Annotated in this window: 12 protein-coding genes and 1 pseudogene; all 13 read left to right on the top strand. The window is 42.9% G+C overall.

What is annotated here, in order from left to right:
• Positions 1-231, top strand: a pseudogene (gene tuf, locus Q4591_RS19450) (elongation factor Tu); the annotation flags it as partial.
• Positions 232-480: 249 nt separating this feature from the next.
• Positions 481-852, top strand: coding sequence for a preprotein translocase subunit SecE (gene secE, locus Q4591_RS19445; RefSeq protein ID WP_102439681.1), 372 nt, complete (start codon positions 481-483; stop codon positions 850-852).
• A gap of 8 nt (positions 853-860) precedes the next feature.
• Entirely contained in the window at positions 861-1,412 is a 552-nt protein-coding gene (gene nusG, locus Q4591_RS19440) for a transcription termination/antitermination protein NusG (protein ID WP_076543266.1), read from the top strand.
• A gap of 129 nt (positions 1,413-1,541) precedes the next feature.
• Positions 1,542-1,970: a 50S ribosomal protein L11 gene (gene rplK / locus Q4591_RS19435; protein ID WP_076543265.1), complete on the top strand. Its 429-nt coding sequence runs from the start codon at positions 1,542-1,544 to the stop codon at positions 1,968-1,970.
• 4 nt (positions 1,971-1,974) lie between these two features.
• Positions 1,975-2,676 (top strand): 50S ribosomal protein L1, encoded by a 702-nt coding sequence (rplA, locus tag Q4591_RS19430; RefSeq protein WP_102439680.1) that lies wholly within the window; start codon positions 1,975-1,977, stop codon positions 2,674-2,676.
• Positions 2,677-2,955: 279 nt separating this feature from the next.
• Positions 2,956-3,453 (top strand): 50S ribosomal protein L10, encoded by a 498-nt coding sequence (gene rplJ, locus Q4591_RS19425; RefSeq protein ID WP_076543263.1) that lies wholly within the window; start codon positions 2,956-2,958, stop codon positions 3,451-3,453.
• Positions 3,454-3,507: 54 nt separating this feature from the next.
• Positions 3,508-3,873: a 50S ribosomal protein L7/L12 gene (gene rplL, locus Q4591_RS19420; RefSeq protein ID WP_076543262.1), complete on the top strand. Its 366-nt coding sequence runs from the start codon at positions 3,508-3,510 to the stop codon at positions 3,871-3,873.
• A gap of 240 nt (positions 3,874-4,113) precedes the next feature.
• The gene (gene rpoB / locus Q4591_RS19415) at positions 4,114-8,145 is read left to right on the top strand and encodes a DNA-directed RNA polymerase subunit beta (RefSeq protein ID WP_102439679.1); all 4,032 of its coding nucleotides are present in this window, start codon (positions 4,114-4,116) and stop codon (positions 8,143-8,145) included.
• A gap of 82 nt (positions 8,146-8,227) precedes the next feature.
• A complete protein-coding gene (rpoC, locus tag Q4591_RS19410) occupies positions 8,228-12,448 on the top strand; it encodes a DNA-directed RNA polymerase subunit beta' (protein ID WP_102476544.1) in 4,221 nt (1,406 codons plus the stop codon).
• A 177-nt stretch (positions 12,449-12,625) separates the two neighbouring features.
• The gene (gene rpsL / locus Q4591_RS19405) at positions 12,626-13,000 is read left to right on the top strand and encodes a 30S ribosomal protein S12 (RefSeq protein WP_076543259.1); all 375 of its coding nucleotides are present in this window, start codon (positions 12,626-12,628) and stop codon (positions 12,998-13,000) included.
• Positions 13,001-13,077: 77 nt separating this feature from the next.
• The gene (gene rpsG, locus Q4591_RS19400) at positions 13,078-13,548 is read left to right on the top strand and encodes a 30S ribosomal protein S7 (RefSeq protein WP_076543258.1); all 471 of its coding nucleotides are present in this window, start codon (positions 13,078-13,080) and stop codon (positions 13,546-13,548) included.
• An 81-nt stretch (positions 13,549-13,629) separates the two neighbouring features.
• Positions 13,630-15,726, top strand: a complete 2,097-nt coding sequence (gene fusA / locus Q4591_RS19395; protein ID WP_102439677.1) for an elongation factor G — start codon at positions 13,630-13,632, stop codon at positions 15,724-15,726.
• 69 nt (positions 15,727-15,795) lie between these two features.
• Positions 15,796-16,748 (top strand): elongation factor Tu (tuf, locus tag Q4591_RS19390; RefSeq protein ID WP_303462519.1); only part of this gene is annotated, 953 nt, incomplete at its 3' end.

The following is a 16,748-nucleotide window of genomic DNA, read 5'->3' as shown; positions in this document are numbered from 1 at the left end:
CGTCACACTCCATTCTTCAAAGGTTACCGTCCACAGTTCTACTTCCGTACAACTGACGTAACTGGTACTATCGAGCTTCCAGAAGGCGTAGAAATGGTAATGCCTGGTGATAACATCAAAATGGTTGTTACACTAATCTACCCAATCGCAATGGATGACGGTTTACGTTTCGCTATCCGTGAAGGTGGCCGTACTGTTGGTGCTGGTGTTGTAGCTAAAGTTATCGCTTAATAGCGATTTTAGTTAACACATAAAAAAAGGAAGCTTCGGCTTCCTTTTTTGTTTTTATTATTTTTTGTAAGATTTGCTGATGATCTCTAGTGTCATCCTTGCGAACTGACTAGAATAAGAATACAATCTATGGCCGATTTTTGACCCTGAGCTGATGCTTTTCGTGGCTTAATTCGGAAGTACTGATTGATAATGGTACACTTTATCAATTTTAAGCTCAGGTCTCTTAGTGAGTAACGGAACCAACCGATGACAACAAATACTGAAAACCAGACTAATTCTCTGGATATTGTTAAGTGGGGCATAGCAGTTATATTGATTGCCGCCGCTGTTATTGGCAACCAAGCATTTGGCGAAGCCAGTGTTGTGGTACGCGCTTTAGGCGTAATTGTTGCCTTTGTTCTTGCAGGTTTTATTGCTCTGCAAACTGTGAAAGGTAAAGAAGCTTTATCTTTTGCTCGTGAAGCTCACATTGAAGTTCGTAAAGTGGTTTGGCCTACGCGTCAAGAAGCGCTAAACACTACATTCATTGTTCTTGCTGCAACAGCTGTCGTAGCCGTTATCCTTTGGGGTTTCGACTGGGTACTTTTGCGCGTTGTTAACCTAATTACTGGCGTATAGGCATTTACATGACTGAAGCAACAGAAGCTAAAAAAAGATGGTATGTGATCCAAGCATTCTCGGGCTATGAAGGCCGTGTATGTAAAACATTGCTTGAACACATAAAAATGCACAACATGGAAGATTACTTCGCTGAGGTATTAGTACCGACAGAAGAAGTGGTTGAAATGCGTGCAGGTCAGCGTCGCAAAAGCGAACGTAAATTCTTCCCTGGCTATGTATTAGTACAGATGGAAATGAATGACGAAAGCTGGCATTTAGTTAAAAGTATTCCACGTGTTATGGGCTTTATCGGTGGTACATCTGACCGTCCAGCGCCTATTTCAGACAAAGAAGCGGATGCCATTCTTCAGCGTTTACAAGACACAGTTGAGTCACCGACTCATCGCGTTATGTATGAACCTGGTGAAGTTGTTCGTGTTAACGATGGTCCATTTGCTGATTTTAATGGCACTATCGAAGAAGTTGATTACGACAAGAACCGCGTTAAGGTTTCAGTAATGATCTTCGGTCGCTCTACTCCTGTTGAACTTGATTTCGATCAAGTTGAAAAGAGCTGATTAAATTAACTACAAATAGTATTTGTTTGCGGGGGCGAATTTTTGTATAATTCGCACCCGTAATTTTCAAGGGGAGCATATTGGCATGTAGCCGATACGCGTTTGAACCCAAACTGAGGATATGTCGACATGGCAAAGAAAATTGAAGCTTATATTAAGCTACAAGTAGCAGCCGGTGCTGCAAACCCGTCTCCACCAGTTGGACCTGCTTTAGGTCAAAAAGGTGTGAACATCATGGAATTCTGTAAAGCATTCAACGCTCGTACTGAAAAGTTCGAAAAAGGCATGCCAATTCCTGTTGTTATCACTGTATACAACGACCGTTCTTTCACGTTCGAAACTAAGACTCCTCCAGCATCTTTCTTATTATTGAAAGCTGCAGGTCTTAAGTCTGGTTCTGGCCGTCCGAACACTGAGAAAGTTGGTACTATCAAGCGTAGCGCAGTTCAAGAAATTGCTGAATCAAAAGCTACTGATATGACTGGCGCTGATATTGAAGCGATGACTCGCTCAATTGAAGGTACTGCACGTTCAATGGGTTTGGTAGTAGAGGACTAATATAATGGCAAAGCTAACTAAGCGCATGCGCGTTATCCGTGAAAAATTAGACGGAACTAAGAACTACGACATCAATGAAGCTACTGCTTTATTAAAAGAATTAGCAACTGCTAAGTTCGTAGAAAGTGTTGACGTTGCTGTTAACCTAGGTATCGATCCTCGTAAATCAGATCAAAACGTTCGTGGCGCTACAGTATTACCACATGGTACTGGCCGTGAAGTTCGTGTTGCTGTGTTTACACAGGGCGCAAACGCTGAAGCAGCTAAAGAAGCTGGTGCAGAACTTGTTGGTATGGAAGATCTTGCTGCACAAGTTAAAGCTGGCGAAATGAACTTTGACGTTGTTATCGCATCTCCAGATGCAATGCGCGTTGTTGGTATGTTAGGTCAAATCTTAGGCCCACGTGGTTTAATGCCTAACCCTAAAACTGGTACAGTAACGCCTAACGTTGCTGATGCAGTTAAAAATGCCAAAGCTGGTCAAGTTCGTTACCGTAACGACAAGAACGGTATTATCCACACTACTATCGGTAAAGTGGATTTCACACCAGTTCAGCTTAAAGAAAACTTAGAATCGCTTGTAGCGGCACTGAAAAAGGCTAAGCCTGCAGTTGCTAAAGGCGTTTACTTGAAGAAAGTTACTATCTCTACCACTATGGGTGCAGGCGTAACTATCGATCAAGGTAGCTTAGACGAAGTTAAGTAATATACAAAGCGTGCGTATTAGACTATAATGCGCGCACTTTGTGGGTTGAGGTCTATTTTCTACGTGTGTTACTAATTTATTAGTCCGCTTATTGAATAGATTTCCGTCCAAGACCGTAGGTGTAATCTAACCATTACTTAATTTCCTACGTAGACGGTGTCAGACCCCCCAGATAGATTTTGTTCTGCTGGAAAATCTGCACCGTAAGTCGTTAAACACTTTGTGTTTAACATGGTTAATTCTAGGGAATTCCCTAGGTAGAATCCAGGAGTAAAGCCAATGGCATTAAGACTCGAAGACAAAAAAGCGATTGTTGCTGAAGTCAACGAAGCAGCCAAAGGTGCTTTATCTGCAGTTGTTGCCGATTCACGCGGTGTAACTGTAGGTGATATGACCGGTTTGCGTAAAGCAGCTCGTGAAGCTGGTGTATTTATACGTGTAGTACGTAATACATTAGTTAAACGCGCTGTAGCTGGTACTGATTTTGAGTGCCTTAGCGACACGTTTACAGGTCCTACTTTAATTGCCTTTTCTAACGAGCACCCAGGTGCTGCAGCACGTCTATTAAAAGACTTCGCTGCTACGCAAGAAAAGTTTGAAATTAAAGCAGCAGCCTTTGAAGGGGAAGTAATCCCTGCAGCAGATATTGATCGTTTAGCGAAATTACCAACTTACGACGAAGCACTAGCTCAGTTAATGATGACTCTAAAAGAAGCATCTGCTGGCAAGTTTGTTCGTACCTTGGCCGCTCTTCGCGATCAAAAAGAAGCAGCTTAATATTTTATTAGCCGCTTAATTAAATTGAATTCAGTACAATAGGAATTTTTTGTTATGTCTATCACAAAAGACCAAATCTTAGAAGCTTTCGCAGAAATGTCTGTAATGGAAGTTGTTGAACTTATCGAAGCAATGGAAGAAAAATTCGGCGTTTCTGCTGCAGCTGCAGTAGTTTCTGGTGGTGGTGATGCTGCCGCTGCTGTTGAGCAAACAGAATTTGACGTTGTTATGACATCTTTCGGTGCTAACAAAGTTGCTGTTATTAAAGCACTTCGTGGCGCTACAGGTCTTGGCCTGAAAGAAGCTAAAGCGATGGCTGAATCTGCACCAGTTGCAGTTAAAGAAGCTATCTCTAAAGAAGAAGCTGAAGCACTTCAAGCAGACCTAGTTGCTGCTGGCGCTGAAGTAGAAGTTAAGTAAGTTATACTTTAACTTACCACCTCCCGAGTAATCGGGCGGAGGCTGGCGGTTTTTTAACCGTCGGCCTTTTTTGCGCTATATGCGCAGGCGATTTTTTATTCACCGTTTGTCGCCAGTTTTAGCAGTTCCTAGCAGAGATTACTGGTTAGGTTCTTGCCATTAACGGTGATGGGCAAACGTGCTGATTTAATCTTTTGTATTATTTCAGTCTTGGTCACATCTCGTAAGTAGAGGAAACCCATGGTTTACTCCTATTCTGAAAAGAAGCGTATTCGTAAAGACTTTGGCAAACGCCCAAAAGTTTTGGATATTCCGTACCTATTGTCTATTCAATTAGACTCTTTTAAGAAGTTCACCGATCAAGATCCTACGGGTGAACGTGGCTTCGAAGCCGCATTCCGTAGCGTTTTTCCCATCAAGAGCTTTTCTGGCAACTCTGAACTGCAATACGTCAGTTATAAGTTAGGCGAGCCAGTTTTTGATGTGAAAGAGTGTCAGATCCGCGGTGTTACATATTCAGCTCCATTACGCGTTAAATTGCGTATGGTGTTATATGACCGTGAAGCTGCACCAGGCACAGTTAAAGACATTAAAGAACAAGAAGTCTACATGGGCGATATCCCATTAATGACTGATAACGGTACTTTTGTTATCAATGGTACTGAGCGTGTTATCGTGTCTCAGTTACACCGCTCACCAGGTGTATTCTTTGATCATGACCGTGGTAAAACCCACTCTTCAGGTAAAGTGTTATATAACGCACGTATTATTCCTTACCGTGGTTCATGGCTTGACTTTGAATTTGATCCAAAAGATGCCTTATTTGTACGTATTGACCGTCGTCGTAAATTACCTGCGACTATCATGCTACGTGCACTTGAGTTTTCTACTCAAGAAATCTTAGACTTATTCTTTGAACGTACTCAGTTCAAAATTAAGAAAGATTCTCTTGTTATGGCACTTGTACCAGACCGTTTACGTGGTGAAACTGCAAGTTACGATATTAAAGATTCAGAAGGCAATGTTCTTGTTGAAACTGGTCGTCGTATTACTGCTCGTCACATTAAACAACTTGAAAAAACTGCCACTACAGAACTTGAAGTACCTGTAGATTACATTGTTGGTAAGTTTGCTGCTCAAGATTATATCGATCAAGATACTGGTGAAGTACTTGTTAGCGCAAATGCTGAAATCACCCTTGAAGACCTTGCTAAACTTTCTTTAGCAGGCATTAAAGAAGTTGATACTTTGTTTATCAACGATCTTGATCATGGTGCTTATATTTCTGACACATTACGTATCGATTCTACAACTAACCGCTTAGAAGCATTAGTTGAAATCTACCGCATGATGCGTCCAGGTGAGCCACCAACCAAAGATGCTGCTGAAAGCTTATTCCAGAACTTGTTCTTCAGTGAAGAACGTTATGACTTATCTAAAGTAGGTCGTATGAAGTTCAACCGTCGTCTTGAGATTGCTGAAGACGAAGGCGCTGGCGTATTGTCTAAAGAAGACATCGTACACGTTATGAAGAAAATCATCGAAATCCGTAATGGTGACGATGAAGTCGATGATATCGACCATCTTGGTAACCGTCGTATTCGTAGCGTTGGCGAAATGGCTGAAAACCAATTCCGTGTTGGTCTAGTTCGTGTTGAGCGTGCTGTTCGTGAACGTCTATCATTAGGCGACTTGAACGAGTTGATGCCACAAGATCTTATCAATGCGAAGCCTATTTCGGCAGCAGTGAAAGAATTCTTTGGTTCTTCACAGCTGTCTCAATTCATGGATCAAAACAACCCGCTTTCAGAAGTAACGCATAAGCGTCGTATTTCTGCTTTAGGCCCAGGTGGTTTGACTCGTGAACGTGCAGGCTTCGAAGTACGTGACGTACATCCGACTCACTATGGTCGTCTATGTCCGATTGAAACGCCAGAGGGACCAAACATTGGTCTAATTAACTCTTTAGCAAGTTTCGCACGTACTAACTCATACGGCTTCCTAGAAACGCCTTATCGTAAGGTTGTTGATAGTGTAATTACTGATGAAGTTGAATACTTGTCAGCAATTGAAGAAGGTCGTTATGTTATTGCACAGGCAAACATTGAAGTAGATGGTTCTAGCCGAATCATTGAAGAGCAAGTTGCTTGTCGTCATAAAGGTGAATCTACCTTTATGCGTGCTGCTGACATTCAATATATGGATGTATCACCACAACAGATTATTTCTGTTGCGGCATCACTAATTCCGTTCCTAGAACACGATGATGCTAACCGTGCATTGATGGGTGCGAACATGCAACGTCAAGCGGTTCCTACTTTACGTGCTGATAAGCCGTTAGTCGGTACAGGTATTGAGCGCACTTTAGCGGTCGATTCTGGTGTTGTTGTTGCTGCGAAACGTGGCGGTGTTGTTGATTACGTTGATGCTAGCCGTATCGTTATCAAAGTTAATGAAGCAGAGTTAACACCGGGTGAAGCTGGTATTGATATCTACAACTTAACTAAGTATACCCGTTCAAACCAAAACACCTGTATTAACCAACGTCCTTGTTGTTCTGTTGGTGATCCAATTGTACGTGGTGATGTATTAGCTGACGGTCCATCAACCGATTTAGGTGATTTGGCTCTTGGTCAAAACATGCGTATCGCGTTCATGCCGTGGAATGGTTATAACTTCGAAGATTCTATCTTAATTTCTGAGCGCGTAGCGCAAGAAGATCGTTTTACTACTATTCATATCCAAGAGCTTTCATGTATTGCTCGTGATACGAAACTAGGTAGCGAAGAAATCACAGCTGATATTCCAAACGTAGGTGAGTCTGCTTTATCTAAACTAGATGAATCAGGTATCGTTTACATTGGTGCTGAAGTGAAAGGCGGCGACATTCTAGTTGGTAAAGTGACACCTAAAGGTGAAACTCAGCTGACGCCAGAAGAGAAGCTATTGCGTGCAATTTTCGGTGAGAAAGCTTCAGATGTTAAGGACAGCTCTTTACGTGTACCTAACTCTGTTAAAGGCACCATCATCGACGTTCAAGTATTCACTCGTGACGGTATCGAGAAAGATAAACGTGCGCTTGAAATTGAAGAGATGCATGTTAGCCAAGCTCGCAAAGATTTAGGCGAAGAGTTCCAGATCCTTGAAGAAGGTGTGTTGAGCCGTGCGCGTAACTTATTACTATCTACCGGTTTCTCAGAAGCTAAATTAGCAGAGCTACCGCGTAAAGATGTATTAATTCAAGTTATCGATGACGAAGCTAAACAAACTGAACTTGAGCAATTAGCTGAGCAACATGAAGAGCTAAAAGCAGACTTCGATAAGAAGTTTGAAGTTAAGCGTCGTAAGATCACCCAAGGTGATGACTTAGCACCTGGTGTACTGAAAATTGTTAAGGTTTACCTAGCAGTTAAACGTACTATCCAACCTGGTGATAAGATGGCGGGTCGTCACGGTAACAAGGGTGTAATCTCTAAGATTTGTCCTATCGAAGACATGCCTTACGATGAAACTGGTGATCCAGTTGATATCGTACTTAACCCATTGGGCGTACCATCGCGTATGAACATTGGTCAGGTACTAGAAGTCCACTTAGGTGCTGCAGCTAAAGGTATCGGTAATCGTATTACTGCTATGCTTGAAGAGCAACGCGAACTGGCAGAGCTACGTAGCTACATTCAGCAGGTTTATGACTTAGGTGATGACGTTCTTCAGAAAGTCGACATCAGTACATTTAGCGACCATGAAGTAGTGCGCTTAGCTAAGAACCTGAGAGGCGGCATACCAATTGCTACGCCAGCTTTCGATGGTGCTAAAGAGAAAGAGATCAAGCAAATGCTTGAACTTGCAGGCTTACCTTCATCTGGCCAGTTAACATTATGTGACGGCCGTACCGGTAACGAATTTGAGCGTAAAGTAACTGTTGGTTACATGTACATGCTTAAATTGAACCATTTAGTTGATGACAAGATGCACGCCCGTTCAACCGGTTCGTACAGCTTAGTTACACAACAACCATTGGGCGGTAAAGCTCAATTCGGTGGTCAGCGTTTCGGTGAGATGGAAGTATGGGCACTAGAAGCATACGGTGCTGCATATACTCTTCAGGAAATGCTAACGGTTAAATCAGATGACGTTAACGGTCGTACTCAGATGTATAAAAACATCGTCGACGGTAACCATCAGATGCACCCAGGCATGCCTGAGTCTTTCAACGTATTGTTGAAGGAAATTCGTTCACTTGGTATTAATATCGAGTTGGATCAAGAGTAAGCATCGCTCTTAAGCAATGTTTGGTAACCAAGGATGCTTTGCAATAGCAAGGCATCTGGTTTAACTCCTTCAGGAGAGAAACGTGAAAGACTTATTAAAGTTTCTTAAACAGCAAAGCAAGACTGAAGAATTTAACGGAATCAAAATTGGTTTGGCTTCGCCAGATCTAATCCGTTCTTGGTCTTTTGGTGAAGTTAAAAAACCAGAAACCATTAACTACCGTACCTTTAAACCTGAACGTGAAGGTTTATTCTGTGCGCGTATTTTCGGTCCTGTGAAAGATTACGAATGTTTGTGTGGTAAATACAAGCGTTTGAAGCACCGTGGTGTTATTTGTGAGAAGTGTGGCGTTGAAGTTACACAGACTAAAGTGCGTCGTGAGCGCATGGGTCATATTGATCTTGCAAGCCCAGTTGCCCACATTTGGTTCTTGAAATCACTTCCGTCTCGTATCGGCTTAATGCTTGATATGACACTTCGTGACATCGAACGTGTACTTTACTTCGAATCATTTGTTGTGATCGAGCCTGGCATGACCAGTCTTGAACGTGGCCAAATGCTTACTGAAGAAACGTATCTTGATGCACTTGAAGAATACGGTGACGAGTTCGAAGCTAAAATGGGTGCTGAAGCAGTCTTAGACTTGCTACGTGCAATTGATTTAGAAGAACAGATCGAACAAATGCGTGAAGAGTTGCCTTCAATCAACTCTGAAACCCGTCGTAAAAAGGTCACTAAACGCCTTAAACTGATGGAAGCATTCTTCACTTCAGGTAACAAGCCTGAGTGGATGATCTTAAAAGTTCTACCGGTTCTACCACCTGATTTACGTCCTCTAGTACCACTAGATGGCGGACGTTTTGCTACGTCTGATTTGAACGACCTTTACCGTCGTGTAATCAACCGTAACAACCGTCTAAAACGTCTATTAGACTTAGCTGCGCCAGACATTATCGTACGTAACGAAAAGCGTATGTTACAAGAGTCTGTTGATGCGCTATTAGATAATGGTCGTCGTGGTCGTGCTATTACAGGTTCTAACAAGCGTCCGCTAAAATCTTTGGCCGATATGATCAAAGGTAAGCAAGGTCGTTTCCGTCAGAACTTACTTGGTAAGCGTGTTGACTACTCAGGCCGTTCGGTAATTACCGTAGGTCCTACTTTACGTCTGCACCAGTGTGGTCTTCCTAAGAAGATGGCACTTGAGCTATTCAAACCATTCATTTATGGCAAGCTAGAAGGTCGTGGTTTAGCTACTACGATTAAAGCTGCTAAGAAAATGGTTGAACGCGAACAGCCAGAAGTATGGGATGTTTTAGACGAAGTAATTCGTGAACATCCAGTTATGCTTAACCGTGCACCAACACTTCATAGACTTGGTATCCAGGCATTTGAGCCGGTACTAATTGAAGGTAAAGCTATTCAATTGCACCCATTAGTATGTGCGGCATATAACGCCGACTTCGATGGTGACCAAATGGCTGTGCACGTACCGTTAACGCTTGAAGCTCAATTAGAAGCTCGCTCGTTAATGATGTCGACAAACAACATCCTTTCTCCAGCAAATGGTGAGCCAGTAATCACGCCTTCTCAAGACGTGGTACTTGGTCTTTACTATACCAGCCGTGAATGTGTTAACGGCCGTGGTGAAGGTATGACATTTATGTCTGTTGATGAAGTTGAAAAAGCGTACGCAACAGGTGCTGCAGAATTGCATGCACGCGTTAAAGTACGTATTACAGAGACTTCAACTGACGACAATGGTGAAAAGACTCAAAGCCGTCGTATTGTAGATACTACAGTGGGCCGTGCATTGTTATCGCAGATCTTGCCTAAAGGCTTACCGTATGAACTGGTTAACCAGAACATGGGTAAAAAGCAAATCTCGAAACTATTGAACACTTGTTACCGTGCGCTAGGCCTAAAAGATACTGTTATCTTTGCTGACCAATTAATGTATACCGGTTTCCGTTATGCAACTATCTCTGGTGCCTCTGTTGGTATCAACGATATGGTTATCCCAGATGAGAAGTACACTTTAGTTGAAGAAGCTGAACGTGAAGTGCTTGAAATTCAAGAGCAGTTCCAATCAGGTCTGGTTACCGCTGGTGAGCGTTACAACAAAGTTATCGATATTTGGGCAAGTACCAACGATAAAATCTCTAAAGCGATGATGGACAACTTGAAGAAAGAAGTTGTTATCAATCGTGATGGCGAAGAAGAAGAGCAAGATTCGTTTAACAGCATCTATATGATGGCTGACTCGGGCGCTCGTGGTAGTGCTGCTCAGATCCGTCAGTTAGCGGGTATGCGTGGTCTGATGGCTAAGCCAGATGGCTCAATCATCGAAACCCCAATTACTGCGAACTTCCGTGAAGGTCTAAACGTACTTCAGTACTTCATCTCTACTCACGGTGCGCGTAAAGGTCTTGCCGATACCGCATTGAAAACAGCTAACTCGGGTTACCTAACTCGTCGTCTTGTTGACGTTGCACAAGATCTAGTTGTTATTGAAGATGATTGTGGCACTGAAGCTGGCTTAACCATGAAGCCGTTGATTGAAGGTGGTGATGTTAAAGAGCCTCTTCGTGAACGTGTTCTTGGTCGTGTTGTTGCTATTGACGTACTTGAGCCTGGTACTGAAAAAGTACTTGCTCCACGCAATACGCTACTTGACGAAGCATGGTGTGATCTTCTTGAAGAGCACAGCGTTGATGAAGTTATCGTACGTTCTGTAATTTCATGTGAAACAGACTTTGGTGTTTGTGCCGCATGTTACGGTCGTGACTTAGCTCGTGGTCATATCATTAACCACGGTGAAGCTATCGGTGTTGTTGCTGCTCAATCAATCGGTGAGCCAGGTACACAGCTTACGATGCGTACCTTCCACATTGGTGGTGCAGCATCTCGTGACTCTGCTGAAAACAATGTTCAAGTTAAGAACTCAGGTACACTGAAGCTTCATAATGCGAAATACGTTAAGAGCATCGACAACAAGTTAGTTATTGTTTCTCGTTCATCTGAACTTGCAATCATTGACGAACTTGGTCGTGAAAAAGAGCGTTACAGAGTACCTTACGGTACTGTTTTAGAAGTGTTGGAAGACAGTGAAGTGGCAGCAGGCGCAATTATTGCGAACTGGGATCCACATACTCACCCAATTATTTCTGAAGTAGCCGGTTCAGTTAAATTCGTAGACATGATTGAAGGCGTTACTATGACGCGTCAAACAGATGACCTAACTGGTCTGTCTTCGATTGTGGTACTTGACCCAAGTGCTCGTAGCACAGCTGGTAAAGAAATGCGTCCTGCTATCCGTCTAATCGACGCTGATGGCAACGATCTTATGATCCCGGGTACCGATGTACCTGCGCAGTATTTCTTACCTGGTAACGCGATTGTAGCGAAAGACGATAATGCACAAATTAACGTTGGTGATGCTTTAGCACGTATTCCTCAGGAATCGTCTAAAACTCGCGATATTACCGGTGGTCTACCACGTGTTGCTGACTTGTTCGAAGCTCGTAAACCAAAAGAGCCTGCTATCCTTGCTGAAATCTCGGGTACTATCTCATTCGGTAAAGAAACCAAAGGTAAAGTACGTCTAGTCATCAGCCCTGCTGATGGTAGTGATCATTATGAAGAAATGATCCCTAAATGGCGTAACCTGAACGTGTTCGAAGGTGAAAAAGTTGAACGTGGTGAAGTTATTGCTGACGGCCCAGAAGCTGCGCATGACATCCTACGTTTACGTGGCATCCATCATGTTGCTAACTATATTGTTGATGAAGTTCAAGACGTTTACCGCCTACAGGGCGTTAAAATCAATGATAAGCACATTGAGGTGATTATTCGCCAAATGCTACGTAAGTGCTTAATTACTGACGCTGGTGATACCGAATTCTTAGTCGGTGAACAAGCTGAAGTTGCCCGCGTTAAGATCGCTAACCGCGAACTTGAAGCACAAGGCAAAACACCTGCGAAGTTTGAGCGTGAATTATTAGGTATTACCAAAGCATCTTTGGCTACTGAATCATTCATCTCAGCTGCATCGTTCCAGGAAACAACTCGCGTACTAACCGAAGCTGCTGTTGGCGGTAAGAGCGATCCATTACGTGGTCTGAAAGAAAACGTAATTGTTGGTCGTCTAATCCCAGCTGGTACCGGTTATGCATATCACACAGCTCGTAATGAAGCTCGTGCGAATGTCAAATCAGACAATGCAGAAGCGCCAGTGATCACTGCAAGTGAAGCAGAGAAGAACTTAGCTGACTTACTTAACTTAGCCGGAAGTGCTGATTAAAGTAAATGGTATGTTAAAAAAGGCGCCTTTGGCGCCTTTTTTATTGGAAATTGCATGAAAAGTTGTCTATTTCTTGACAGTTGGCCATTACCTTTCTAAACTTTCGCGTCCCATCATAGTGGGATATAGATTTTTCACACAAAATTGTTGAGATATTTCAACTGAACGGAGCTATTCATGGCAACTGTAAACCAGTTGGTACGTAAGCCTCGCTCGCCAAAAGTCGAAAAGACTAACGTGCCAGCGTTGAATGCGTGTCCACAAAAACGTGGAGTTTGTACTCGTGTGTACACAACTACTCCTAAAAAACCTAACTCTGCACTACGTAAAGTAGCACGTGTTCGCTTAACTAACGGTTTCGAAGTTACTTCGTACATCGGTGGTGAAGGTCACAACTTGCAGGAACATAGTGTAATTCTAATCCGTGGTGGTCGTGTTAAAGATCTACCTGGTGTGCGTTACCACACTATTCGCGGTGCATTAGATTGTGCTGGCGTAAGTGCTCGTCGCAACGGCCGTTCTAAGTACGGTGCTAAGCGTCCTAAGTCGTAACTTGTCCGTTTAAGTAAGGCCAAGCTAGTTAAAAAAATTCCAGTTTTGGAAGTACCTGAAGCATACGGAGAATTGTTATGCCAAGACGTCGCGTTGTAGGACAACGTAAAATCCTACCAGATCCAAAGTTCAAAAGTGAGTTGTTGGCTAAGTTCATCAACGTCATTATGGTTGACGGTAAAAAGTCAACTGCTGAAAAAATTATCTACCAAGCATTAGATGTTGTCGCTGAAAAGAAAAGCGAAGAGCATTTAAGCATCCTTGAAGCTGCTCTTGATAATGTTCGTCCATCAGTCGAAGTTAAATCTCGTCGCGTTGGTGGTTCAACTTATCAAGTACCATGTGAAGTTCGTCCAGTGCGTCGTAACGCACTAGCGATGCGCTGGTTAGTTGAAGCTGCTCGCAAGCGTGGTGAAAAATCTATGGCTCTACGTCTAGCTGGTGAAATGCTAGACGCATCTGAAAACAAAGGTACTGCTGTTAAGAAGCGTGAAGACGTGCATCGCATGGCTGAAGCTAACAAAGCCTTTGCTCATTACCGTTGGTAATTTGATGGAGTGGGCGTTAGCCCACTCCATATTGTTGATATTTTCTAAAGCACTTTAGCTTTAGTTGAGAGGGTATAAATAGTGGCTCGTACAACCCCAATTGAGCGTTATCGTAATATCGGTATCGTTGCTCATGTGGATGCAGGTAAAACTACCACAACAGAACGTGTTCTGTTCTATACCGGTTTGTCTCATAAAATCGGTGAGGTGCATGACGGCGCCGCTACCACTGACTGGATGGTTCAAGAGCAAGAGCGTGGTATTACTATCACATCTGCTGCTGTAACCACATTCTGGCGTGGTATGGATGCTCAATTCACCGAACATCGTATTAATATCATCGATACCCCTGGTCATGTTGACTTTACTATTGAAGTAGAACGTTCGCTTCGAGTACTTGATGGTGCAGTTGTTGTCTTCTGCGGATCATCAGGTGTCGAGCCACAATCTGAAACTGTTTGGCGTCAAGCTGATAAGTATCAGGTACCGCGCATGGTATTCGTTAATAAAATGGATCGTGCAGGTGCTGACTTTGATAGTGTCATCGACCAAATCCGTAACCGCCTAGGTGCGACTTGTGTCCCTATTCAATTGAATATTGGCGCTGAGGAGAACTTTAAAGGGGTTATTGATTTAATTAAGATGAAAGCAATTAATTGGTCTGAAAAAGACCAAGGAACGACTTTCTCTTATGAAGAAATTCCTGCAGATCTTCTCGCTAAGGCAGAAGAAATGCATGAGTATCTCGTGGAAAGTGCTGCAGAGGCCTCTGATGAATTGATGGAAAAATACCTTGAAGAAGGTGAGCTATCAGAATTAGAGATCAAGCAAGCATTACGTCAGCGCACAATTAACAATGAAATAGTATTAGCAACTTGTGGTTCTGCATTTAAGAACAAAGGTGTTCAAGCTGTTTTAGATGGTGTGGTCGATTACTTACCGGCTCCTACTGAAGTCCCTGCAATTAAAGGGATTGACGAGAACGATAATGAAGTCGAACGTCCATCAGACGATAATGCCCCTTTTGCGGCATTAGCGTTTAAAATTGCGACTGATCCATTTGTTGGAACTTTAACCTTTATCCGTGTATATTCAGGCGTATTAGAGTCGGGTGCAGCGGTTTACAACTCTGTCAAAGAGAAACGTGAACGCGTCGGCCGAATCGTACAAATGCATGCAAATGACCGAACCGAGCTGAAAGAAGTTCGTGCTGGTGATATTGCCGCGGCAATTGGCTTAAAAGATGTGACAACAGGAGATACTCTTTGCGCAAATGATCACAAAGTGATTTTAGAACGCATGGAGTTTCCAGAACCTGTAATTACTATTGCCGTTGAGCCACGTTCGCAAGCAGACCAAGATAAAATGGCGATTGCGCTGCAAAAATTAGCAGCTGAAGACCCGTCTTTTAGAGTGGAAACTGATGCAGAATCAGCTCAAACATTGATTTCTGGCATGGGTGAATTACATTTAGACATTATCGTAGACAGAATGCGTCGCGAATTTAATGTAGATTGTAACGTAGGTAAACCTCAGGTTGCTTATCGTGAAACAATTCGCTCAGCAGTTGAAGTGGAAGGTAAGTTCGTACGTCAATCAGGCGGACGTGGTCAGTTTGGCCATGTGTGGTTGAAAGTTGAACCTTCTGAAGAAGGTCAAGGCTACGAATTTGTTAACGAAATCGTTGGTGGTGCAGTTCCTCGTGAATTCATCCCATCCGTTGACAAAGGTATTCAAGAGCAAATGAATAACGGCGTATTAGCTGGTTATCCAATGCTTGATGTGAAAGTGACTTTATTTGACGGCTCATATCATGATGTCGACTCAAATGAGATGGCTTTCAAAATTGCTGGTTCAATGGGCTTCAAAAAGGGTGCGCTTGAAGCAACCCCTGTGTTACTAGAACCCACAATGAAAGTGGAAATAACCACACCTGAAAATAACATGGGCGATGTAGTGGGTGATTTGAACCGACGTCGCGGTATTATTGAAGGTATGGATGATGGTCTGGGTGGTGTTAAAATTATCCACGCTGTTGTACCGCTTTCTGAAATGTTTGGTTATGCTACTGACTTGCGAAGTGCAACTCAGGGTCGTGCTTCATACTCTATGGAGTTCTTAAAGTACGACGATGCACCATCAAATATTGCAAAGGCAATTATTGAATCACGTACTTAAATTTTTAAGTACTTAATTAACTGTTATATAGCTCGTTGTCGAGCACTTCTGAAAAGAAAGGAATATATCGTGGCTAAAGAAAAATTTGAACGTAGTAAACCACACGTAAACGTGGGTACAATTGGTCACGTCGACCATGGTAAAACTACTCTTACAGCAGCTATCTCAGCTGTATTGTCAAAAGTATATGGTGGTGAAGTTAAAGATTTCGCACAAATCGATAACGCTCCAGAAGAGCGTGAGCGCGGTATTACAATTAATACTTCTCACATCGAATATGACACACCATCTCGTCACTACGCACACGTAGATTGTCCTGGTCACGCCGATTATGTTAAAAACATGATTACTGGTGCTGCACAAATGGACGGCGCTATCTTAGTAGTTGCTGCTACAGATGGTCCAATGCCACAAACACGTGAGCACATCTTGCTTTCACGTCAGGTTGGCGTACCTTTCATCATCGTATTCATGAACAAATGTGACATGGTTGACGATGAAGAACTACTTGAATTAGTAGAAATGGAAGTTCGTGAACTTCTTTCTGAATATGACTTCCCAGGTGATGACTTACCAGTTATTCAAGGTTCTGCACTTAAAGCACTTGAAGGCGAAGCAGATTGGGAAGCTAAAGTTGTTGAACTAGCTGAAGCTCTAGATACTTATATCCCAGAGCCAGAGCGTGACATCGATAAGCCATTCCTACTTCCAATTGAAGATGTATTCTCAATTTCAGGTCGTGGTACTGTTGTTACTGGTCGTGTTGAGCGTGGTATCATCACAGTAGGTGACGAAGTAGAAATCGTTGGTGTTAAAGACACAACTAAAACGACTTGTACTGGTGTTGAAATGTTCCGTAAGCTGCTTGACGAAGGTCGTGCTGGCGAGAACTGTGGTGTACTTTTACGTGGTACTAAGCGTGATGACGTTGAACGTGGTCAAGTATTAGCTAAGCCTGGTTCAATCACTCCACATACAACTTTCGAATCAGAAGTATACGTACTTTCGAAAGAAGAAGGTGG

Origin of the sequence: Shewanella sp. 3_MG-2023, from assembly GCF_030548765.1 — a bacterium.
Lineage (GTDB): Bacteria > Pseudomonadota > Gammaproteobacteria > Enterobacterales > Shewanellaceae > Shewanella.
The sequence above is the reverse complement of the archived record's forward strand: the minus strand, read 5'-3'. Positions and strand labels throughout refer to the sequence as shown.